Annotated in this window: 19 protein-coding genes; 10 read left to right on the top strand and 9 right to left on the bottom strand. The window is 70.5% G+C overall.

The window, feature by feature from the left end:
- Nucleotides 1-38 precede the first annotated feature (38 nt).
- The 3 genes from ACTMTF_RS23625 to ACTMTF_RS23635 are packed head-to-tail and all read left to right on the top strand — an operon-like array spanning nt 39 to nt 3,093.
- Complete coding sequence (locus tag ACTMTF_RS23625; RefSeq protein WP_397013175.1) at nt 39-1,052, top strand: ABC transporter permease; 1,014 nt, start codon at nt 39-41, stop codon at nt 1,050-1,052.
- Nucleotides 1,049-2,074 (top strand): ABC transporter ATP-binding protein, encoded by a 1,026-nt coding sequence (locus ACTMTF_RS23630; RefSeq protein ID WP_441112633.1) that lies wholly within the window; start codon nt 1,049-1,051, stop codon nt 2,072-2,074. The genes ACTMTF_RS23625 and ACTMTF_RS23630 overlap by 4 nt, the downstream gene beginning before the upstream one ends.
- Nucleotides 2,071-3,093, top strand: a complete 1,023-nt coding sequence (locus ACTMTF_RS23635) for an ABC transporter ATP-binding protein (protein ID WP_441112634.1) — start codon at nt 2,071-2,073, stop codon at nt 3,091-3,093. The genes ACTMTF_RS23630 and ACTMTF_RS23635 overlap by 4 nt, the downstream gene beginning before the upstream one ends.
- 37 nt (nt 3,094-3,130) lie before the next feature.
- On the opposite strand, the gene ACTMTF_RS23640 is transcribed toward ACTMTF_RS23635, so the two are convergent.
- From ACTMTF_RS23640 to ACTMTF_RS23650, 3 genes are read right to left on the bottom strand one after another with little or no spacing between them, the layout of a single operon-like run.
- A complete protein-coding gene (locus tag ACTMTF_RS23640) occupies nt 3,131-3,814 on the bottom strand; it encodes a response regulator (protein ID WP_397013171.1) in 684 nt (227 codons plus the stop codon).
- Nucleotides 3,811-4,986, bottom strand: a complete 1,176-nt coding sequence (locus ACTMTF_RS23645; RefSeq protein ID WP_441112635.1) for a sensor histidine kinase — start codon at nt 4,984-4,986, stop codon at nt 3,811-3,813. Before ACTMTF_RS23645 ends, ACTMTF_RS23640 begins: the two co-directional genes overlap by 4 nt.
- 59 nt (nt 4,987-5,045) lie before the next feature.
- Nucleotides 5,046-5,906: a RecB family exonuclease gene (locus ACTMTF_RS23650; RefSeq protein WP_441112636.1), complete on the bottom strand. Its 861-nt coding sequence runs from the start codon at nt 5,904-5,906 to the stop codon at nt 5,046-5,048.
- Nucleotides 5,907-6,020: 114 nt separating this feature from the next.
- Here ACTMTF_RS23650 and ACTMTF_RS23655 point away from each other — a divergent pair, with 114 nt between their 5' ends.
- Nucleotides 6,021-7,157, top strand: a complete 1,137-nt coding sequence (locus tag ACTMTF_RS23655; protein ID WP_441112637.1) for a site-2 protease family protein — start codon at nt 6,021-6,023, stop codon at nt 7,155-7,157.
- 339 nt (nt 7,158-7,496) lie between these two features.
- Nucleotides 7,497-8,924, top strand: a complete 1,428-nt coding sequence (locus ACTMTF_RS23660; protein WP_441112638.1) for an FHA domain-containing protein — start codon at nt 7,497-7,499, stop codon at nt 8,922-8,924.
- 388 nt (nt 8,925-9,312) lie between these two features.
- Here ACTMTF_RS23660 and ACTMTF_RS23665 read toward each other — a convergent pair whose 3' ends face one another.
- Complete coding sequence (locus ACTMTF_RS23665; protein ID WP_441112639.1) at nt 9,313-10,410, bottom strand: GNAT family N-acetyltransferase; 1,098 nt, start codon at nt 10,408-10,410, stop codon at nt 9,313-9,315.
- Between the two features lie 55 nt (nt 10,411-10,465).
- On the opposite strand from ACTMTF_RS23665, the gene ACTMTF_RS23670 reads away from it, so the two are divergent.
- From ACTMTF_RS23670 to ACTMTF_RS23680, 3 genes are all read left to right on the top strand, one after another.
- Nucleotides 10,466-11,317 carry a tRNA (adenine-N1)-methyltransferase gene (locus tag ACTMTF_RS23670; protein ID WP_397013162.1) on the top strand — a complete coding sequence of 284 codons (852 nt, stop codon included), beginning with the start codon at nt 10,466-10,468 and terminating at the stop codon, nt 11,315-11,317.
- Between the two features lie 204 nt (nt 11,318-11,521).
- Nucleotides 11,522-13,285, top strand: coding sequence for a proteasome ATPase (gene arc, locus ACTMTF_RS23675; protein WP_441112640.1), 1,764 nt, complete (start codon nt 11,522-11,524; stop codon nt 13,283-13,285).
- A 74-nt stretch (nt 13,286-13,359) separates the two neighbouring features.
- The gene (locus tag ACTMTF_RS23680; protein ID WP_397013158.1) at nt 13,360-14,283 is read left to right on the top strand and encodes a LysR family transcriptional regulator; all 924 of its coding nucleotides are present in this window, start codon (nt 13,360-13,362) and stop codon (nt 14,281-14,283) included.
- 91 nt (nt 14,284-14,374) lie between these two features.
- On the opposite strand, the gene ACTMTF_RS23685 is transcribed toward ACTMTF_RS23680, so the two are convergent.
- From ACTMTF_RS23685 to ACTMTF_RS23705, 5 genes are read right to left on the bottom strand one after another with little or no spacing between them, the layout of a single operon-like run.
- Nucleotides 14,375-15,268 (bottom strand): serine hydrolase, encoded by an 894-nt coding sequence (locus ACTMTF_RS23685; protein ID WP_441112641.1) that lies wholly within the window; start codon nt 15,266-15,268, stop codon nt 14,375-14,377.
- Nucleotides 15,265-16,869, bottom strand: coding sequence for an N-acyl-D-amino-acid deacylase family protein (locus ACTMTF_RS23690; protein ID WP_441112642.1), 1,605 nt, complete (start codon nt 16,867-16,869; stop codon nt 15,265-15,267). Before ACTMTF_RS23690 ends, ACTMTF_RS23685 begins: the two co-directional genes overlap by 4 nt.
- Nucleotides 16,866-17,627, bottom strand: a complete 762-nt coding sequence (locus ACTMTF_RS23695) for an amino acid ABC transporter ATP-binding protein (RefSeq protein WP_441112643.1) — start codon at nt 17,625-17,627, stop codon at nt 16,866-16,868. Before ACTMTF_RS23695 ends, ACTMTF_RS23690 begins: the two co-directional genes overlap by 4 nt.
- Nucleotides 17,624-18,466, bottom strand: a complete 843-nt coding sequence (locus ACTMTF_RS23700) for an amino acid ABC transporter permease (RefSeq protein ID WP_441112644.1) — start codon at nt 18,464-18,466, stop codon at nt 17,624-17,626. The genes ACTMTF_RS23695 and ACTMTF_RS23700 overlap by 4 nt, the downstream gene beginning before the upstream one ends.
- Nucleotides 18,463-19,344, bottom strand: coding sequence for an ABC transporter substrate-binding protein (locus ACTMTF_RS23705; RefSeq protein WP_441112645.1), 882 nt, complete (start codon nt 19,342-19,344; stop codon nt 18,463-18,465). Before ACTMTF_RS23705 ends, ACTMTF_RS23700 begins: the two co-directional genes overlap by 4 nt.
- Nucleotides 19,345-19,528: 184 nt before the next feature.
- Here ACTMTF_RS23705 and ACTMTF_RS23710 point away from each other — a divergent pair, with 184 nt between their 5' ends.
- Both ACTMTF_RS23710 and dop read left to right on the top strand, forming a co-directional pair.
- A complete protein-coding gene (locus ACTMTF_RS23710) occupies nt 19,529-20,608 on the top strand; it encodes an acyltransferase family protein (protein ID WP_441112646.1) in 1,080 nt (359 codons plus the stop codon).
- A gap of 85 nt (nt 20,609-20,693) precedes the next feature.
- Complete coding sequence (gene dop / locus ACTMTF_RS23715; RefSeq protein ID WP_397013144.1) at nt 20,694-22,208, top strand: depupylase/deamidase Dop; 1,515 nt, start codon at nt 20,694-20,696, stop codon at nt 22,206-22,208.
- Nucleotides 22,209-22,241 lie beyond the last annotated feature (33 nt).

Raw genomic sequence — 22,241 nt, forward strand, 5'->3', positions numbered from 1 at the left:
GGCCTGTCCGGAGACGGGCAGGCCATCCGGCCGACGCGGTGTTCACATACATCATCAGACGAGTCATCGGCGCCATCGCCATGCTGATCGTCATCAGCATGGTCACCTTCGGCATCTTCTTCGTGGTGCCGCAGTGGGCCGGTTCCTCCCCGGAGGCTCTCGCCTCGCGGTACGTCGGCCGCGCGGCCACACCCGAGACGGTGCACCTGGTCGCCGAGCGGCTGGGCTTCAACGATCCGATCGTCGTGCAGTACGGCCGGTTCCTCAAGGGCATCTTCACCGGTGCCGAGTACGACTACGGAGCCGGCGTCGAGCAGTGCCCGGCGCCCTGCCTGGGCTACTCCTTCATCAGCGGCCAGCCCGTCTGGCCGGACCTGCTCGACCGCATGCCGGTGACCTTCTCCCTGGCCATCGGGGCGGCCTTCCTGTGGGTGGTCTTCGGCGTGTCCGTCGGCGTGCTCTCCGCGCTGCGACGCGGCACCTTCTTCGACCGGTTGTCGATGGGCACCGCGCTCGCCGGGGTGTCGCTGCCGATCTTCTTCACCGGCATGGTCTCCCTGGTCGTCTTCAGTTACGGCCTCGGCTGGACCCCGCCGGGCGGCGCGTGGACCGACCTGACGGAGAATCCCGCCGAATGGGCGTACAACCTGCTCTTGCCCTGGATCACGCTGGCGTTCCTGTTCGCGGCGACCTACGCCAGGCTCACCCGCGCGGGCATGCTGGAGACCATGGGCGAGGACTACATCCGCACCGCCCGGGCCAAAGGCCTGCGCGAACGCGATGTCGTGGTCAAACACGGGTTGCGCGCCGCGCTGACACCGATCCTCACCCTGTTCGGCATCGACTTCGGGCTGCTGATCGGCGGCGCCATCCTGACGGAGACGACCTATACTCTGCCCGGACTCGGCCAGTTCGCCATCCTGGCCATCAGAAACCAGGATCTGCCCCAGGTGATGGGCGTGGTCCTGTTCGCCGCCGGCTTCGTGGTGGTCGCGAGTTTCGTCGTCGACCTCCTCTACGCGGTGGTCGACCCGAGGGTGAGGTTGTCGTGAGCTTCCTGGACGTCAAGGATCTGCGGATCCAGTTCCCCACCGACGACGGGCTCGTCAGAGCCGTCGACGGCCTGACCTTCAGCATCGAGCGCGGCCAGACCCTCGGCATCGTCGGCGAGTCGGGCTCCGGCAAGAGCGTGACCAGCCTCGGCATCCTCGGCCTGCACAAGGGCGGCCGGGCCAAGATCTCCGGAGAGATCTGGCTCGACGGCGAGGAGCTCGTCGGCGCCTCGGCCGAGGCGGTGCGCGGGCTGCGCGGCAAGAAGATGGCGATGATCTTCCAGGATCCGCTGTCGTCGATGCACCCCTACTACACCGTCGGCCACCAGATCATCGAGGCCTACCGGATCCACCACGACGTCAGCAAGCAGGTGGCGCGCAAGCACGCGATCGACCTGCTCGGCCGCGTCGGGATCCCCACGCCGGCCAGTCGCGTCGACAGCTATCCGCACGAGTTCTCCGGCGGCATGCGCCAGCGCGCCATGATCGCCATGGCGTTGTCGTGCGACCCCGAGCTGCTCATCGCCGACGAGCCCACCACCGCGCTCGACGTGACCGTACAGGCGCAGATCCTCGACCTGATGCGCGACCTGCAGCGCGAGTTCAACTCCGCGCTGATCATCATCACCCACGACCTCGGCGTCGTGGCGGAGCTGTCGGACGACATCCTGGTCATGTACGGCGGCAAGTGCATCGAGTACGGCAAGGCCGACGACATCTTCTACCGGCCCGAGCACCCCTACACCTGGGGTCTGCTGAGCTCCATGCCCCGCCTCGACCGGGAGCGCACCGAACGGCTGCTGCCGATCAAGGGCTCTCCGCCGTCCCTCATCAACGTGCCTCCGGGCTGCGCCTTCCATCCCCGCTGCCCGTACGCCGACCGCACCGACGGCCGCGCCTCCACCGAGGTGCCGGACCTCGCTCCGACCGAGCGCGGGCACCTGGTGCGCTGTCACATGAGCAGGACCGAACGGCGGACGCTGTGGGAGACCGAGATCAAGCCAGTGCTGGAGATCCAGTGAGCGAGAACGAGCCGCTTCTTTCGGTACAGAACCTCGAGAAGCACTTCCCCGTCACCAAAGGCCTGTTCAAGCGGGAGGTCGGCGCCGTCAAGGCGGTCGACGGGATCAGCTTCGACGTGATCAAGGGCGAGACGCTCGGCCTGGTGGGCGAGTCGGGCTGCGGCAAGTCCACCACCGGCCGGCTGGTGACCAGGCTGCTGGAGCCCACCGGAGGCAAGATCGTCTTCGAGGGCCGCGACATCAGCCACATGGGCCAGGGCAAGCTGCGCCCGCTCCGCCGCGACATGCAGATGATCTTCCAGGACCCCTACTCGTCGCTCAACCCGCGGCACACCGTCGGCGCCATCGTCGGCGCCCCGTTCCGCATCCAGGGTGTGAAGACCGAGAACGGCACGAAGAAGGCCGTACAGGACATCCTGGAGATGGTCGGCCTCAACCCGGAGCACTACAACCGCTACCCGCACGAGTTCTCCGGCGGTCAGCGGCAGCGCATCGGCATCGCCCGCACGCTCGCGCTCAAGCCGAAGCTCATCATCGCCGACGAGCCGGTCTCCGCGCTCGACGTGTCGATCCAGGCCCAGGTCGTGAACCTGCTCGAAGACCTGCAGAGCGAGCTCGACCTGACGTACGTGGTCATCGCCCACGACCTGTCGGTGGTGCGCCACATCAGCGACAGAGTGGCCGTCATGTACCTCGGCAAGATCGTGGAGATCGCCGACCGCAAGCGCCTCTACACCGCGCCCATGCACCCGTACACCAACGCGCTGCTGTCGGCGGTGCCGGTGCCGGACCCCAAGGTGCGCAGGGACCGCGATCGGATCCGCCTCACCGGCGACGTGCCGAGCCCGCTCAACCCGCCTCCCGCGTGCCGCTTCCACACCCGCTGCTGGAAGGCGCAGGAGATCTGCAAGACCGTCGAGCCTCCGCTGGAGGAGCTGGCCGGCGGCCACCGCGTCGCCTGCCACTTCCCGGAGAACGTGCCCGTCGCCGTCGCCTCCGAGGACGCGGCCAAGGCCTGACGGGATCCCACCCGGCCCTGTCCTGGCCGTCGTCGGCTCAGGACAGGGCGCCCGGGGTGATCAGGCCGGTCTCGTAGGCCAGCACCACCGCCTGCACCCGGTCGCGCAACCCCAGCTTGGTCAGCACGTTGCCGACGTGCGTCTTGACCGTGGTCTCGCTCACCACCAGCTTGGCCGCGATCTCCGCGTTGGACATGCCCTTGGCGATCAGCCGCAGCACCTCCAGCTCCCGCTCGGTGAGCCGGTCCACCCGGGCGGGCGTGCTCTGCTCGTAGGCCGACGGCAGCCTGGCGGCGAACCGGTCGAGCAGCCGCCGGGTCACACTCGGCGACACGATCGCGTCACCCGCCGCCACCACCCTGATCGCCTGCACCAGCTCGTCCGGCGGCACGTCCTTCAGCAGGAACCCGGACGCGCCGGACCGCAGCGCCTCCACGATGTACTCGTCCAGGTCGAAGGTCGTCAGCACCAGCACCTTGGGCACGTGCGCGCTCGGCGCCGCCTCCCGCACGATCCTGCGGGTCGCCTCGATGCCGTCGACACCCGGCATCCGGATGTCCATGAGCACCACGTCGGGCAGCAGCGCCCGTGTCTGCTCCTGCGCCACCTTGCCGTCGCCGGCCTGGCCCACGACCGTGATGTCGGGCTCGGCCTCCAGGATCAGGCGGAACCCCGTACGCAGCAGCGGCTGGTCGTCGACCAGCAGCACTCTGATGGTCATTGTCCGTCCTTCAACGGGAACGTCGCCCGCACCTTGAAACCGCCTCCGGCTTTCGGGCCGATGGTCAGGATTCCACCATAGAGGGCGACCCTCTCGCGAATCCCCACCAGACCATGGCCCGGCCGCCGCGGTGAGACGGCCGCCCCCAGCCCGTCGTCCTCCACCCGCACCTCAAGCTCGTCCCGCCCGCGCCGCACGGTCACCACGGCCCGCGCGCCCGTGCCCGCGTGCCGCAGGGAGTTGGTCAGGCCCTCCTGGACCAGGCGGTAGGCGGCCAGGTCCACCCCGGCGGGGACCGGCTCCGCCTCGCCCTCCACCGACAGCGTGGTGATCAGGCCGGCCTCCCGCATCTGCTCCACCAGGGCGGGCAGGTCCCGCATGCCCGGCTGCGGCGTCAGCTCGGCACGGGCGTCCGCGCGCAGCACGCCGACGATGTCGCGCATCTCCGCCATCGCGGTGCGGCCCGTCGACTCGATCGCCGACAGCGCCTCACGGGCCAGCTCCGGATCGGCGGCCAGCACCTTGCGCGCCGCCGCCGCCTGCACCGTCATCACGCTCACGTGGTGGGCGACGACGTCGTGCAGCTCGCGGGCGATCCTCGAACGCTCCTCCGCCCTGGCCGCCCGGGTGTCGGCCGCGTGCGCCCGCTCCAGGCGGGTGGCGCGGTCCCTCAACTCCTCCAGGTACGCGCGGCGCAGCCGCAGGCTCCGCCCGCCGCCCCAGACGGCCACCAGCACCACGATCGCCGCCACATGATCGCTCCAGCGGGCCGTGGAGGGCGGACCGGCCGACACGCCCACGCCGTAGACGACCAGCGACAGCAGCAGCCCGCCCAGCGCCGCCGCCAGCCCGCGATGCGACGCCACCGAGTACAGCAGCACCACGCCGGCCACCCCCGCCAGGCCGATGCCGTAGCCGAGGGCGGACAGCAGCGTCTCGGGCACCAGGCTCGCGCACAGCCCGGCCAGCGGCCAGCGCCTGCGCACGGCCACCGGCACGCACATCAGCAGTACGAGCAGGACGCCCACCGCGTCGGGGGCGCGGACCTCCGCCGGGAACAGGCCCGGCGGCTCCAGCCGCTCGGCGTCCTGCGCCAGGAACAGCACCACGGAGACCGCGGCCACCAGCACCGCCAGGACCGAGTCGTGGAACGTGGTTCGGTCTGCGCGCACCGCTTCACTGTAGGCCCAGGTGAGAGCCCGGAACCTCCTCCCCAAGGAGGAGAACGCGGCTACAGCTCGTCGGTGGCCGAACGCCGGTTGCTGCGCACCGTGTCACCCGGCTGCCGCGCCGGCACCGGCGGGGGAGTGCCGCCGAACTCCGGGCAGAGCGCCTGATGATCACACCAGTCGCACAGGCGGCTCGGCCTGGCCCGCCACTCGCCCGTCTCCAGCGCCCGCTCGATCGCCGTCCACAGCGCCCGCACCTTGCGCTCGGTCGCCAGCAGGTCGGCCTCGTCGGGGGCGTAGCGCAGCACCTCGCCGCGGCCGCCCAGATAGACCAGCTGCAGCAGCCGGGGAACCTCGCCGCGCAGCCGCCACAGCACCAGCGCGTAGAACTTCATCTGGAACAGCGCCTTGGCCTCGAAGTCCGGCCCCGGCGCGCTGCCCGTCTTGTAGTCGACCACCCGCACCTCACCGGTCGGCGCCACGTCCAGGCGGTCGACGTAGCCGCGCAGCATCAGCCCGCCGTCGAGCACCGCCTGCACGTAGAGCTCCCGCTCGGCCGGCTCCAGCCGGGTCGGGTCCTCCAGCGTGAAGTAGCGCTCCAGCATCCCCCGCGCCTGGGAGAGCCACTCGGCCCGCTCGGCGTCGTCGGCGAACATCTCCGCGTAGGAGGGGTCCTCGGCCAGCAGCCGCTCCCACTGCGGCTCCAGCAGCCCCAGCGCCGCCTCCACCGAGCGGCGCGGCGCGGGCAGGTCGTAGAGCCGCTCCAGCACCGCGTGCACCACCGTGCCGCGCACCGCCGCCTGCGAGGGTTTCTCCGGCAGCTGGTCGATCACCCGGAACCGGTAGAGCAACGGACAGGTCATGAAGTCGCCCGCCCGGGACGGGGAGAGGGCTCCGATGATCACCGGATCGGTCAACGTCATGCACGGCACTCTAGGTCACCGGCCCGACATAACCGGGCTCGTGAGTCCGGGATCACTCGCTCCGGCGCGTAGCATCAAGGCAGCGACAGGCACTGGTGAACGGCAAGGAGCGCGGTGAGCGAGCAGAGCCCCCGACAGGAGTTCTCCGGCATCCGGATGGGCAGTCCTTTCGGCATTCCCGTCTACGTGTCATGGACGTGGTTCATCGTCGCGGCCTTCATCACCTGGCTTTTCGGCGACACCGTGCGCGCCATGCTGCCCGAGCTGTCCTCCGCCGCCGCCTACGCCGTCGCCTTCGCCTTCGCGGTGCTGCTGTACCTCTCGGTGCTGCTGCACGAGCTGGCGCACAGCGTCCTGGCCAAGGCCTACGGGCTGCCGGTCCGCCGGATCACCCTCTACCTCCTCGGCGGCGTGTCGGAGATCGAGAAGGAGCCGCCGACGCCCGCCAAGGAGTTCCTGGTGGCCGCCGCAGGGCCGCTGCTGTCGCTCGGCCTGGCCGGTGTGGGCTGGCTCGCCGACGTCTTCCTCATCAACGGCGGCGGCATCCCGGAGGTGCTGATCTGGCAGCTCTGGGTCGCCAACCTCATCGTCGGCGTCTTCAACCTGCTGCCCGGCCTGCCGCTGGACGGCGGTCGGATGCTGCGCGCCGGCGTGTGGAAGCTCACCAGCAACCCCGGCACCGGCACCGTCGCCGCGGCCTGGGGCGGCCGGGTGCTCGCGGTGCTGCTCATCGCGGCCCCCTTCGCCATGGCGCTGTCGGCCGGGCGGGAGGTCGACTACCGCGACCTGATCTGGCCGCTCGTGCTGGCCTCCTTCATCTGGATGGGCGCCACCCAGTCGCTCCGCGTCGCCCGCGTCCGCGCCAGGATTCCGCAGGTCAACGCGCGTAACCTGGCCCGCAGGGCGATCCCGGTGACGGCCGAGACGCCGCTGGCCGAGGCGCTGCGGCAGGCCGCGGAGAGCGGGGCGGGGGCCCTGGTCGTGGTCGACCACGACGGCCGGCCGCTCGCCATCGTCAACGAGTCGGCCGTGCAGGCCACCCCCGAGCACCGCCGCCCCTGGGTGAACGTGGGCTCCATGGCCAAGTCCCTGGAGCCGTCCCTGGTGCTCGCCGCCGACCTGGTGGGGGAGCCGCTGATCGACGCCATGCGCGAGGCCCCGGCGGGGGAGTACCTCCTCGTGGAGCGGGGCGGCGAGATCTACGGGGTGCTGGCCACCGCAGACGTCAACCGCGTCTTCACCGGCGTCTGATTTGTCCTACTCGTCTTAGCGGCGGCCCCCGGCTAATGTCATGTCCAGTGATCAGGACGCTGCGGCCCGTTCACACCCCCGGCGATTCGAAGATGTGACCTCTGGCCGATAGTGTGCTGTTTGGCCAAGCTTGCACAGGTGGGGGGTTTGCCGTGGCCCGCCGGTTCACCGAATCGAGATGGGGCGACCGCGACACCGCCCCGTCGTCTGGGTATGCGTATGGCTGGGCCGGCACGGCGGTGCGGGTGCCGCCACATCGCCGGCTTCCGGGGAGGAGAGTTGAGTGACCGAGCGCAGCGAGGGCACCGATGAGCGCAGCACGGTCATGAGGGAGGACTCATGACGGACCAGGGTTTCCAAGCGGTGCGTCCGCTTCCCGGCAACGGGCTGGTCGCCTACGAGGGCGGGCTGCTGCTGGTGTGCGACGCGGACGAGACCGCGGACACCGGCCTGCTCGAGGCGCTGCGCGAGACGGCCGCCTCCGGCGGCGACGGCAGGGCCCTGGCCCGGCGGGCCGCCCAGGTGCTCGCCGCCAACATGGCGCGCGACCCGGCCACCTGCGCCGTGGCGGGCCCCGTCGGCGACGGCGTGGCCGTCCTGGTGAGCGGCTCCGCCTCGGCTACGATCACCACCCCGGCGGGCCAGACCCGCCTGGCCGGCAGCGACTCCCTCACCTGGGCCGACCGGCTCATCGGCGGTCCCGTCGAGAGCGTGGAGCTGAGCCTGCCCGGCGCCGGCAGCGCGCACCCCGCCGTCCGCTTCGACGGCGGCGGCGTCGTGCACGGCGGCGGCGTCGCCGCGCGGCTCGGCGAGCTGGCCTCCGCCGGCCCGTCCCGGCCGCTCACCGAGGAGATGCCCAACACGGCCTACCACATGGAGGCCGACCTGCTGCCGCCGCGCGCCGAGCCGCCGAGCCGGCCGTCGCCGCAGCCCGTCCAGGCGCCCCCCTACCCGATGTCCGGAGCCGACCAGCAGCCGCCCCTGCGGCAGCAGCCGGTCTCCGGCCCGCAGTTCCAGCCGCAGCCCGTGCTGGAGCAGCCCCCCGCGCCGCCGGAGCCCGTCTCCTTCCCCTCCTACGACGAGCCCGCCCCCGCCGGCAACGGCACGGTCCCCGAGCCGTACGACCAGCCCATGGGGCCGCCGCCGCAGGACCACTTCGACCCCGGGCCGTCGCCTCTCCTGGGCCCGCCGACGCAGGACCCGGGCCCGCCGCCGCTCATGGGGCCGCCCCCGCAGGACCACTTCGAGCAGGGCCCGCCGCCTCCGTCACAGGAGCAGCAGGACCACGGCGACCGGCCGCTGGTCTACGGGGTCGACTGCAAGAACGACCACTTCAACGATCCGCGCGCCCCCTACTGCGCGGTGTGCGGCATCGCCCTCGTCCAGCGCACGCTCGTCCCCTACAAGGGGCCGCGCCCGCCGCTCGGCGTCCTCGTCCTGGACGACGGCACCGCGCTGCCGCTCGACAGCGACTACCTCCTGGGCCGCGACCCCGAGCGGGCCCCCGAGGTGGCCGGCGGCACCGCCCGGCCCGCCAAGGTCACCAGCCCCGACGGGTCGGTCTCCCGCAGGCACCTGCGGGTGGCCCTGGACGGCTGGGACGTCAACCTGGTCGACCTCGGCTCCGTCAACGGCACCCAGATCCAGCCGCCCGGCGACCCGAACTTCTACGACATCCCGCCCAACGAGCCCGTGACCATCGCGCCCGGCACCACCGTGCGCGTGGGCGTCTCCCGCACCCTGCGCTTCGAGGCGCACCGCGGCTGACCACCCCGCGCCCCGCCCGGGGCGCGGGAGTCCTTCCTTGATCTGCCGGTACGTCATCGCCGCCGGTTCACAGCGCAGGAGATGTCGTTTCCGGCGTCAGCGTCCTCCAGAGGCGCCTGGGCGAGGAAGGGAGCCCTGGCGCCGGGCGCTGCGGTCGGGTCGCGTGGCCGGCACACGCCGCGCAGAGGACGGCCGCGCACGTACCAGAAGGGCCGTGCGCGCCCGATGAGGGCCCGCACGCCGGAGGGGGAGCCGGGCGACGGCGTCCAGCCCCTGGAGGCCTCCAGGGGCCTCCCGGAGGCGGGCCGCGCGCTCGGAGCCAGAGCCGGAGCCGCGCCGCTCGGAGCCGGAGGCGCGCCTGCTCGGAGCGGGAGGCGCGTCGCGCCGCTCAGGGAGTGCCGGGGCGCAGCAGGCACCACTCGATCTCGTCCGAGCGGGAACCGTCCGGCTTCGGGAACACCTGCCTGCGCACGCTCTCCTGGACGAACCCGGCCCGGCGCAGCACCGCCTGCGAGGCGGCGTTGGCCACGTCGGTCCCGGCGACCAGCCGGTGCAACCGGGTGCGGGCGAAGGCCCAGTCGCCCAGCAGCCCGACCGCGCGCGTCATGAACCCGCGGCCGCGGAAACGCGGCACCAGGGAGTAGCCCACCATGGCCTCCCCGAACGCCGGGACGATCCGCGTCAGCTGCAGGTGGCCGGCGAACTCGCCGGTGGCCGCGTCCCTGACCGCCAGCTCGACCCGCTGCCCCGACAGCCAGAAGTAGCCGGTGCACCGGCAGCGCCGCTCGTCGTCCTCCAGCGTGCCGAGCGGGCCCATGCCGAACTGGGCGACGCTCGGCTCGGCCATCATCCGGTGGAAGTCCGCGGCGTCCCGTTCGTCCAGCGGCGTCAGCCGCACCACGCCGTCGCTCAGCTCGCCGCCCTCGAAGAACGGCAGATAGGGCTCCACCGCCTCGCCCGCGTCGCGGGCGAGCCTGGCGAACATCACGTGGTCCACCCGCTGGCCGTCGCGCAGCGCCTTGGCGTCCCGCTTGCGCCCCTCCTCGCGGAAACCGGCCTTGTACGCGACCCGCAGGCTGGGCAGGTTCGCCACCTCGGCCATCAGCTCCACCCGTTCCACGCCCCGGTCCAGCAGCCACTCGGCCAGCCCGCGCGCCACCGCCCCGGCCACGCCCTTGCCGCGCGCCCACGGCGCCACCAGATAGCCGAGCTCGACCGAGCCCCACGCGGACGGCGCGCTCGTGCCGATGGAGCCGATGTAGCGGCCGTCCTCGGTGATCGAGTACTCCGTCCCGCCGCCGTCCCACTTCGCCCGCGAGCGGCGTACGAACTCACGCGCGTCCTGCGCGGTGTACGGCGACGGGATCAGCGGCAGGAACCGGGCCGTCACGGGATCGTCGCAGGTGGCCACGATGGCCTCCACGTCGTCATCGACCGGGGGACGGAGTACCAGGGAGCCGACGGCGATCACTTCACGCGGGAACATCCCCCATAGATATCGCGCGTCAAGACGTACTCGAAAGCCCTATAACCTTGCCGCCATGGGTTTCCGCAGGCATGGGCCGTTTCAGGCGGGGGATCAGGTGCAGCTCACCGACCCCAAGAACAAGCGCCACACGATCACGCTCAAGGACGACGGCGTCTTCCACACCCACAAGGGCGCCATCCCGCACAGCGAACTGATCGGGCAGCCCGAAGGCTCCGTGGTCCGCTCCTCCGGCGGCACGGCCTATCTCGCCTTCCGCCATCTGCTGCAGGACTACACCCTGGCGATGCCGCGCGGCGCGGCCGTGATCTACCCGAAGGACTCGGCGCAGATCGTCGGCATGGCCGACATCTTCCCCGGCGCCCGGGTGGTCGAGGCGGGCGTCGGCTCCGGCGCGCTGACGTGCTTCCTGCTGCGTGCCGTCGGTCCTGAGGGACACGTCACCTCCTACGAGCGCCGCCAGGACTTCGCCGACATCGCCCGCACGAACGTGGAGAAGTTCTACGGCGGCTCGATGGACGACAACTGGCGCCTGGTCGTCGGCGACCTGGTGTCCGCCCTGGACACCTCCGACGTCGACCGGGTGATCCTGGACATGCTCGCTCCCTGGGAGTGCGTCGACGCCGTCGCCAAGGCCCTCACACCGGGCGGCGTGATCTGCTGTTACGTGGCCACGACGACCCAGCTGTCGAAAACCGTCGAGGTGATTCGCGATCACGGGAGTTTCACGGAGCCTCATGCGTGGGAGACCCTGGTTCGCGACTGGCATGTCGAAGGGCTCGCCGTTCGGCCCGATCACCGGATGATCGGGCACACCGGGTTCCTCGTCACCGCCCGCCGCATGGCCGACGGCGTCACCCCGCCGCCGCGCCGTCGACGACCGAAGGGAACCACCGAAGAACTATGACAATTTGGCCACAAGGGTGCGTTGGTGCGTGACACGGGAACACTTCGCCGTGTTCATATGCTGGAAGTATTAAACGCCCTATTGGGGATTATTCACCGAATACTGATTGTCACTCTACGAACACTGCCCGGCCAGGTTACGGAGGGGCCCGAGATAGGTAAGGTCCTTAGTAGTCGCCCTCGACTGGGAAGGAGGTGACGGGGCGTGGCAGCTCGCGATGATGCTGAGGCTCGAGCCGCGCAGCGCGAACGGGAGGTCGCTGATCTTTCAACACAGGTCTCCTTCCTCCAGGAGGAGATCACCGCGCTGAGGCGGAAGCTGGCCGAGTCACCCCGTCAGGCCAGGGTCCTGGAAGAACGTCTCCATGAGGCACAGGCGAACCTCGCGGCCGTCACCGGCCAGAACGAACGCCTGGTGTCCACACTCAAGGAGGCCCGGGACCAGATCGTCGCTCTCAAGGAGGAGGTCGACCGGCTGGCGCAGCCGCCATCCGGATTCGGCACCTTCCTGGAGACCAGAGAAGACGGCACGATCGAGGTGTTCACCGGCGGCCGCAAGCTGCGGGTGAACGTCAGCCCAGCCGTCGACGTCGACTCGCTGCGGCGTGGCCAGGAGGTCATGCTCAACGAGGCGCTCAACGTGGTCGAGGCTCTCGGCTACGAAGAGGTCGGCGAGATCGTGATGCTCAAGGAGTTGCTCGACGAGGGCAAGCGCGCCCTGGTCATCTCGCACGCCGACGAGGAGCGCGTCGTGCGACTGGCCGAGTCGCTGGTCGGCCAGCCCATCAGGGCGGGCGACTCACTCCTGCTCGAGCCTCGCTCGGGTTACGTCTACGAGCGCATTCCCAAGTCCGAAGTCGAAGAGCTCGTGCTCGAAGAGGTCCCCGACATCTCCTACGAGGAGATCGGCGGCCTCATGCGGCAGATCGAGCAGATCAGGGACGCCATCGAGCTCCCCTACCTGCACGCCGACCTGTTCCGCGAGCACAAGCTGCGCCCGCCCAAGGGCGTCCTGCTCTACGGCCCGCCCGGCTGCGGCAAGACGCTCATCGCCAAGGCCGTCGCCAACTCCCTGGCCAAGCAGGTCGCGGAGAAGACCGGCCAGTCCGGCAAGAGTTTCTTCCTCAACATCAAGGGTCCCGAGCTGCTCAACAAGTACGTCGGCGAGACCGAGCGGCACATCCGCCTGGTCTTCCAGCGTGCTCGCGAGAAGGCATCAGAGGGCACCCCCGTGATCGTGTTCTTCGACGAGATGGACTCGATCTTCCGCACCCGCGGCTCGGGCGTGTCCTCCGACGTGGAGAACACCATCGTCCCTCAGCTGCTGTCGGAGATCGACGGTGTCGAGGGCCTGGAGAACGTCATCGTCATCGGCGCCTCCAACCGCGAGGACATGATCGACCCGGCGATCCTGCGGCCCGGCCGCCTGGACGTCAAGATCAAGATCGAACGGCCGGACGCCGAGGCGGCCAAGGACATCTTCTCCAAGTACCTCGTCTCCGAGCTGCCTCTCCATCCGGAAGATCTGACCGAGCACGGTGGTTCCCGTGAGGCCACCATCCACGGCATGATCCAGAGCGTCGTCGAGCGCATGTACACCGAGAGCGAAGAGAACCGCTTCCTCGAAGTGACCTACGCCAACGGCGACAAGGAAGTCCTCTACTTCAAGGACTTCAACTCCGGCGCGATGATCCAGAACATCGTCGACCGGGGCAAGAAGATGGCGATCAAGCAGTTCCTGGAGAACGGCCAGAAGGGCCTGCGGGTGCAGCACCTGCTCACGGCCTGCGTGGACGAGTTCTCCGAGAACGAGGACCTGCCCAACACCACCAACCCCGACGACTGGGCCCGCATCTCCGGCAAGAAGGGCGAGCGGATCGTCTACATCCGCACGCTCGTCTCCGGCAAGCAGGGCGCCGAAGCCGGTCGTTCGATCGACACCGTCGCCAACACCGGCCAGTATCTGTAGCACCGACGCCGGAAGGGGCCGAAAAGCCCCTTCCGGCGTCATCATCGCTGGTCGCGGGCTCATAATGTGGGGGCGTGCTCAGCAGCAACCGGCTCCGCGTCCTCCTTGAGGTCTTCCGCACCGGCAGCATCGCCGCGGCGGCGCGGGTGCTGAAACTCTCTCCCTCCGCCGTCTCCCACCAGCTCGCCCGCCTCGAGGACGAGGCCGGCGTCGGCCTCGTCGAACGTAACGCGCAGAGCCTGCGGCTCACCGAGGCCGGGCTGCGCCTCGCGCACCGGGCGCAGGAGGTCGTCGACATCATCGAGGCCGCCGAGCAGGACCTGGGCGCCCAGGCCCGGGTCGACGCCGGAGGACTGCGGATCGGGTTCTTCGCCTCCGCCGGATACCGGCTGCTGCCGCTCGCCCTGTCCAGGTTCGCCGCCCGCTACCCGCGCGTCGCGCTCGACCTCGTCGAGGGGCAGCCGTTCGAGCTGCTGCCCGACCTCGAACGCGGTGCCCTGGACATCCTCGTCGTGTTCGAGCACGCGCTCGACCCGTGGACCCCGCCGGAAGGAGTGGAGGTACTCCCGCTGTTCGAGGAGCCGCAGCTCCTGGTCGTCCCCAACGGCCACCAGGCCGGGCAGCGGCCCCGGGTCCGCCTCGCCGACCTGGCCGACGAGCCGTGGATCACCACCTTCGGGGCTGAGCATCCCGTCTCCATCCTGGAGCGGGCCGGCGCGCTCGAAGGCTTCACCCCGCGGATCCGCTGCCGCAGCGACCACTACGAGGTGACGGTCGGGCTGGTCAGGGCCGGGCTCGGCGTGGCCCTGGTGCCCAGCCTTGGCCTGCAGGGCGTCACCGGCGTCCAGCTGCGCCGCCTCCAGACCGCGCAGCTGTTCCGCCGCATCGGCGTCGCGCGGCGGCCCACCAACCCCAACCCGGCGGCCCGCTCCTTCGTCGCCTACCTCCGCACCGCCTCCGCCCAGCTCCGCAACTCCCTCGACCCCATGCTGCGCTGACGCGGTCCCAGCGTCGCGTCATGCAAGGCGGGTCACTCAGAACGGGGTGGCTTAGGGCGGGGTCGCTAAGGGCGGGTCACTCGGAGCGGGGTCATTCGTGGCCCGGTCGCGCAGGGCCGGTGTGCGTCAGCGTTCCCGCCTGGGTGGCGATGAGCACGCCCGCCCCGCGGACCGCCCGCACCAGGCCCGCGTCGGAGCCCGGCGGGCCGCAGGCGAGCACCGCGTACGCCAGCGAGCCCATGAGGCCCACATCGGCCCGGATGCCGTCGTCGGTCCCCGTCTTGTTGGCCACCCGGCCGCCCTCCGGGTCATGCCCGAGCAGCGCCGGCACCAGGCCGTGGTCGGTGTTGGCCAGCATCCAGCCGCGCATCAGCACCTGCCAGCCCTCCTCGCCCGCCACCAGCGCCGCCAGGCCCGCCAACTCCCCGGCGGTGCCCAGCGCGAACGTCGGCGGGTGTCCGGGCCCGCGCGGCTCCCTGATCCGGTCCAGCAGCCGGGTCCGGGTCAGCCCGAGCGCCGCCGCGGCGGCGTTCACCCGGTCGAGCCCGATCCGGCGCAGCAGCGCGTTCGTCGCCGTGTTGTCGCTCACCGCCGCCGTGAGCAGCGCCAGGTCGCCGGCGGTCCAGGTTCGCGCCGCCAGGCTCGGCAGCAGGCCGGACCCGCCGCAGTAGTCGTCCTCGTGCAGCACCACCGGCTCCTCAAGGTCCAGGATGCCGCCGTCCACGCTCATCGCCACCTCCGCCAGCAACAGCAGCTTGCCCACGCTCGCCAGCGGCAGCTCCACATCCTCGTTGAGGCTCAGACCGGCGGGCGGACGGGCAGGGGCCGCGACGTCGCCCAGAGCGAGGGGCGGCTCCCCGACATTAGGCACCTCGACGGGCGGCTCCCCGATGGGCGGCTCCCCGATGGGCCGCACCGCGATGGGCCGCACCGCGACGGCCAGGGTGCCGGGGGAGGCGGCGGCTATCCGCGCCAGAGCCGTCATGGCGTGACGATCCTTCCCGGCCGGGCGGAGGTGACCGCGTTGTCACGCACGGCCACCTCGCCGGCCACCATCACCAGGCTCAGGCCCGACGGCGGCAGCAGGGGGTCCGTGTACGTGGCGCCGTCCGCGACCGTCGCCGGATCGAAGACCACCAGGTCCGCGTGCGCCCCGTCCCGCAACACCCCCCTCTCGCGCAGGCCGAACCTGGCCGCCGCCATCCCGGTCATCTTGTGCACGGCCGCCTCCAGCGAGATCAACCCCTGCTCGCGCACGTACCGGCCCAGAACGCGCGGGAACGTGCCCGCCAGCCGCGGATGCGGGTGGCCCGGTTTGGGCACCCCGTCCGAGCCGATCATCGAGAACGAGCTCGCCAGCACCCGCCGCACGTCGTCCTCCCGCATCGAATGGCTGATGATCGTCACCTCGCCGTCCTCCGACAGCAGCAGCTCCGCCGCCGCGTCCACCGGATCGCCGGCCAGCTCGGCGATGGTACGGCCCTCCAACGCCGGGTTGCGGGGCGCGCACGCCACCGAGATGCGGTCCCAGCCGCCGTTGCCCACGGTGTTCTCCCAGCCGGGCACGCCGTCGGCGATCGCGTGCCGCATCAGCTCCCGCTGCCCGGCGTCCTTGAGCCGGTCCAGCAGCGCGCGCGTGCCGCCGTCGTTGGCCCACGGCGGCAGCATCGCCGCCAGCGACGTGCTGGCCTCGGTGTAGGGGTAGACGTCGCAGGTGATGTCCATGCCGTCGGCGCGCAGGCCGGCGATCCTGGCCAGGGTCCGCTCGGTCCTGCCCCACGCGTGCCGCCCCGCCGTCTTGTGGTGGGAGACGTGCAGCGCCGCGCCGCTCCTGCGGGCGATCAGCACCGCCTCCTCCAGCGCCTCCTCCACGCGCGCCATCTCGTCACGCAGATGCGTCACGTACGGCCTGCCGTACCGGGCCGCCACCGCCGCCAGGGCCACGACCTCGTCGGTGCCGCCGTAGGTGCCTGGCGTGTAGATCAGGCCCGTGGACAGGCCGGTGGCGCCCGCTTCGAGCGCGTCGCCGAGCAGGCCGCACATCAGGTCCAGCTCCCGCGGCGAGGCCGGCCGGTCCGCGTAGCCGACCACGCCCGCCCGCAGCGTGCCGTGGCCGACGAGGGAGCTCAGATGATTGGAGCGGGGGGCGGCCCGATGCGCCTCCGCGAACCCCTCGAAGTCACGAAATATCGGGACCTGGCCGCCGAAGGTGACCCGGCTCGATCCCCTCATCTCCGCCAGCCGCTCCGGCAACCCGGGGAACAGGCCCGAGCCGCAGTTGCCGCAGATCTCCGTCGTCACGCCCATCCGCACCGGCGCCACCGCCAGCTCCCACGCCCGCTCACCCAGCAGGGTGACGGCGTCGGAATGGGTGTGCACGTCGATGAACCCCGGCGCCACCACCGACCCGGTCGCGTCCACCACCTCACGCGCCGCCCCGGACCCGCCCGTACCGCCAGTACCGTCGTCCGGGCTCGCGGGCAGGACGACCACGCGCCCGCCCGACACGGCCACGTCGGCGGGGCGCAGCGGGGCGCCCGTGCCGTCGGCCAGCAGCCCGCCGCGGATCAGCACCTCGGCGTTCAAAGCACCTGCCCAAGAAAGGCGCGGGTGCGCTCGTGAGCGGGATGGGCCAGCACCTCGCGCGGCGGCCCCTCCTCCACGATCATCCCGTCGTCCATGAACACCAGATGATCACCCGCCTCCCTGGCGAACCCCATCTCGTGCGTGACCACGACCATCGTGATCCCGCTCGTCGCCAGATCCCGCATCACCCCCAGCACCTCCTGCACCAACTCGGGATCGAGCGCGCTCGTCGGCTCGTCGAACAACATGACCTTCGGCTCCATCGCCAGACTCCGGGCGATCGCCACCCGCTGCTGCTGCCCGCCCGAGAGCTGCGCCGGGTAGTGGTGCGCGCGATCCGCCAGCCCCACCCGGTCCAGCAGCGCACCGGCCTGGCGGGACGCCACCGCCCGCGAGACGCCCTGCACCGTGCAGGGCCCCTCCATCACGTTCTCCAGCGCCGTCATGTGCGGGAACAGGTGGAAGCGCTGGAACACCATGCCGATCTTCCGCCGCTGGCGGCACAGCTCCGCCGGGCTCAGCAGATGCAACCGGCCGCCCACCTCACGGAAGCCCATCAGCTCCCCGTCCACCCAGATCCGCCCCGAATCGATGCTCTCCAGCCGGTTCACGCACCGCAGCAACGTCGACTTGCCCGAACCCGACGGGCCCACCACGCACACCACACCGCCCTCCGGCACGTCCAGGCTCACCCCCTTCAGCACCTCCAGCGCGCCGAACCGCTTGCGCACCGAACGGACCCGCACCATGCCGCTCATCCGGCCTCCCCACGGCTGAACCGCTTCTCCAGGAAGTGCTGGCCCACGCTCGCCACGCTCGTCAGCACCACGTACCAGATCGACGCCACCACCAGCAGCGCGATCACCTCGAAGTTCCCCAGATAGATCCGCTGCGCCACCGTCAGCAACTCGGCGCCTGCGATCACCGACACCATCGACGTCGTCTTCAGCATCGAGATGAACTGGTTGCCGGTCGGCGGAATGATCACCCGCATCGCCTGGGGCAGCACCACCCGGCGCAGGATCTGCCGGTGCGACATGCCCAGCGCCTCCGCCGCCTCCCGCTGGCCCGGATCCACCGAGCGGATGCCCGCCCGGACGATCTCCGCCATGTAGGCGCCCTCGTTGATCGTCAAGCCCAGCGCCGCCGCCACGAACGGCGTGATCAGCGCGTTCGCCTGCCACTCCACCAGCATCGGCCCGCCGAACGGCACCCCGATCCCGATCACCGGGAACACCAGCCCGATGTTGAACCAGAAGATCAGCTGCACCAGCAGCGGCGTGCCACGGAAGAACCACGTGTACAGGCCCGCCGCGCCGCGCAGCACCGGACTGTCCGACAGCTGCATCACCGCCGCCGCCACGCCCAGCGCCACCCCGACCACCATTGACAGCATCGTCAGCGCGATCGTGATCCACAACCCGTTCAGGATCCGGCCGTCGAACAGGAACGCGGCGATCACGTCCCAGTGCAGGTTCTCGTTGACGATGATCGTGTACGCGAGCCAGACCAGGACCAGCCCCGCCAGGCCGGCCACGGCCAGCCTGCCGGGACGGCCCGGACGCACCGCGTCGATCGGCAGCTCGGGAGCCGTCACGACACGCCCGTGTTGATCGTGACCTTGGGCACCGCGTTCGCGCCGACGCCGTAGCCGTCGAGGATCTTCTGGTACTCGCCGTCGTCCATCAGCTCCTGCAGCGCCTTGGCCACGGCGTCACGCAGGCCGGTGTTCTTCTTGTCGATCGCGATGCCCCAGGGGCCCGCGTCGTACTGCTCCGCCAGCACCTCGTACTTGCCGGTTTCCTTGGCGTACATGTGGCCGACGGGGGAGTCGACGATCGTCGCCACGGTCCGGCCCGAGTCCATCGTCAGCAGGCCCGTCGGAGCGTCCTCGCTCTGCAGGATCTCCATCTTCTTGTCGCACTTGTCGTTCTGCCGCAGCCCGATGTCCAGGTTGGAACTGCCCTTGGCCAGCACGACCTTCCTGCCGCACAGGTCGTCCAGGCCCTTGATGCCCTCCGGGTTGCCCTTCTTGACCAGGATCGAGCCGCCCGCCTGGAAGTAGTCGACGAAGTCCACCGCGTTGCGGCGCTGCTCGGTGTCGCTCATCGACGACACGGCCAGATCCCACCGCCCGGCCTGCAGGCCGGGGATGAGCCCGTCGAACGCGGCGTTCGTCACCTGGGTCGTCAGCCCCAGCCGCTTCCCGATCGCCTTCGCCAGGTCGATGTCCACGCCCGTCAGCTCCTGCGTGCCCGGCTTGTACATCTCCATCGGCGGATACCCCTCCGCCGTCGCCACCCGCAGCACCCCGGACGCGCGGATCGCCTCGGGGACCAGCTCCGTGCTCGTGCCGCCTGTGCTCGTGCCGTTCGGGGGAGGAGCGGACGGCGCCGCCGTACCAGAAGTGGACCTGCCGCAGCCCGCCCCAAGCAGGGAGACCGCCACCAACGCGATGACCAGGTGATTTCGCATGGCGACATGGTGACGAGCGAATGTCCGGGAGCCCAACGATCGTGATGCCTTACGGCTCTCAGCGACGAAAATATCGATGCTCGCTGTGACAGTTGTGAATCAAGGGAACCGAAGTGATCTATGGGACGTCTAAGTGGCCGTGCACCATCCCAACCGGCCGAAGCACGCTCACGGAGACGGCCGGTTGGCCGAGCTCGACCTTCTGCGGTTCGCCGCCGCCCTGGCCGTGCTGGCCTTCCACTACCTGATCGCGTACGCCTCCGTCTGGGGAGACCGGCCCGCCGAGCTCTTCCCCGCCGTCGCCCCCATCGCCGGGCTCGGCATCCTCGGCGTCGAGCTGTTCTTCATCATCAGCGGCTTCGTCATCCTCATGAGCGCCTGGGGGCGCGGGCTCGGCGCGTTCGCCCGCTCCCGGCTCGTCCGGCTCTACCCGGCCTACTGGCTCAGCCTGATCGCCGTCGCCGCCCTCTACGGGTTGACCGGCGCCACGGCGCTCAATCCAAAACTTTCACCAGCCGACTACCTGGTGAACGCCAGCATGCTCCAGCGGTTGTTCAACGTCACCGACGCCGCCGGCGTCTACTGGTCGCTCTGGGCCGAGCTGCGCTTCTACCTGCTCATCGCGATCCTGGTGCTGGTGGGCGTCACCTACGGCCGCGTCCTGGTCTTCGGGGGCGTCTGGCTGGCCGCCGCGCTCGGCGCCGAACTGCTCGGCGACCCGCTGCTCAACGAGATCGTCATGCCCCGCTACGCGCCGTACTTCGTCGCCGGCATGGCCCTCTACCTCATCCACAAGCACGGCAGCGCCTGGCTTCCGTGGGTCTACGTCGTCGCCGGCTGGGCCATGTCCCTGCACTCGGCGCTCGAACGCGTGCACGGGCGCATCGAGCTCGCCGGGTTCAGGAACATGCCCGTTACCGACCTGAGCGTGATCATCACCATCACGGTCATCTTCACCGTGATGGCCCTGGTCGCCCTCGGGTTGTTACGCGTGCGGCCGCGCGGCTGGCTCACCGCGCTCGGCGCCACGACCTACCCGCTTTACCTGTTCCACTCCACGATCGCGGTCGCGCTCATCCCCCTGCTCGTCGGCGATCTGCCGCCCTGGGTGGTGGCCACGGTCACCACGCTCGTGGCGGTCCTGCTGTCGTATGCCGTCTACTTCTTTGCCGAACGCCCCATCCAGCGGCTACTCAAGCCCCGCAGAACACCTCAAATCACATCAACGCCGGTCGTACGGGATGAAAAGGCGTCGGTGCCATAACTCTGTGACCCTGGGGCACTGTGAAGGGCATAGGCTCGGGCATATAAACGGCGGATAGACAGATCCGGACGAACAGAGGGTGCGCATGACGGTGCGTCGGGTGATGGGCATCGAGACCGAGTACGGCATCTCCGTACCAGGTCAGCCAGGCGCCAACGCGATGGTGACCTCCTCACAGGTGGTCAACGCCTACTTGGCGGCCTCGGCCGCCCGGGCACGCAGGGCGCGCTGGGACTTCGAGGAGGAGAACCCCCTGCGTGACGCCAGGGGCTTCGACCTGGCCAGAGAGGTAGCCGACCCGACCCAGCTCACCGACGAGGACCTCGGCCTGGCCAACGTCATCCTCACCAACGGCGCCAGGCTCTACGTCGACCACGCCCACCCCGAATACTCCACGCCCGAGTGCACCAACCCGCGGGCCGCCGTGATCTGGGACAAGGCGGGCGAGCGGGTCATGTACGACGCGGCCCAGCGGGCCAGCGCCATCCCCGCCAACGCGCCGATCCAGCTCTACAAGAACAACACCGACGCCAAGGGCGCCAGTTACGGCTGTCACGAGAACTACCTCATGCGCCGGGCCACGCCCTTCGCCGACATCGTGCGCCACCTCACCCCGTTCTTCGTCTCCCGGCAGGTGGTCGTCGGAGCGGGCAAGGTCGGCATCGGGCAGGACTCGCGCGGCGAGGGCTTCCAGATCAGCCAGCGGGCCGACTTCTTCGAGGTCGAGGTGGGGCTCGAGACCACGCTGAAGCGGCCGATCATCAACACCCGGGACGAGCCGCACGCCGACCCGGAGAAGTACCGGCGCCTCCACGTGATCATCGGTGACGCCAACATGTCGGAAATTTCGACATATTTGAAGCTAGGGTCGACCGCGCTCGTCCTCGCCATGATCGAAGACGGCTTCCTCACCCGCGACCTCGCCGTCGACAACCCCGTCCAATCCCTGCGCGCCGTCTCCCACGACCCCACCTGCCGCTACGAGATCCCGATGCGCGACGGCCGCAAGCTCACCGCCATCCAGCTGCAGATGGAATACCTCGAACAGGCCCGCAAGTACGTCGAAGAGCGCGGCACCGCCCAGGACGAGATGAACAAGGACATCCTCGACCGCTGGGAGTCCGTCCTCACCCGCCTCGCCGAAGATCCCATGCAACTGGCCGGCGAGCTCGACTGGGTCGCCAAACTCGAACTCCTCGAGGGCTACCGCAGCCGCGACGGCCTCGACTGGTCCCACCCCCGCCTCGGCCTCGTCGACCTGCAGTACTCCGACATCCGCCCCGACCGCGGCCTGTACAACCGGCTCGTCGCCCGCGGCCGCATGCGCCGCCTCATCACCGAGGACGAGGTCGACAGGGCCGTCGAGAACCCGCCCACCGACACCCGCGCCTACTTCCGCGGCCGCTGCCTGCGCCAGTACAGCGAATCCGTCGCCGCAGCCTCCTGGGACTCCGTCATCTTCGACATCCCCGGCAGGGAGTCGCTGCAGCGCGTCCCCACCTTGGAGCCACTGCGCGGCACCAAGGCACACGTGGGCGAACTCTTCGACCGCTGCCGCACGGCCGCCGACCTCGTCGCCGCCCTCACCGGAGGCGACTAGCCCCCGTCCCACCGGCCGACTTCCGTCCCATCG

The organism is Nonomuraea sp. ZG12 (assembly GCF_052068115.1).
Taxonomy (GTDB): Bacteria; Actinomycetota; Actinomycetes; order Streptosporangiales; family Streptosporangiaceae; genus Nonomuraea.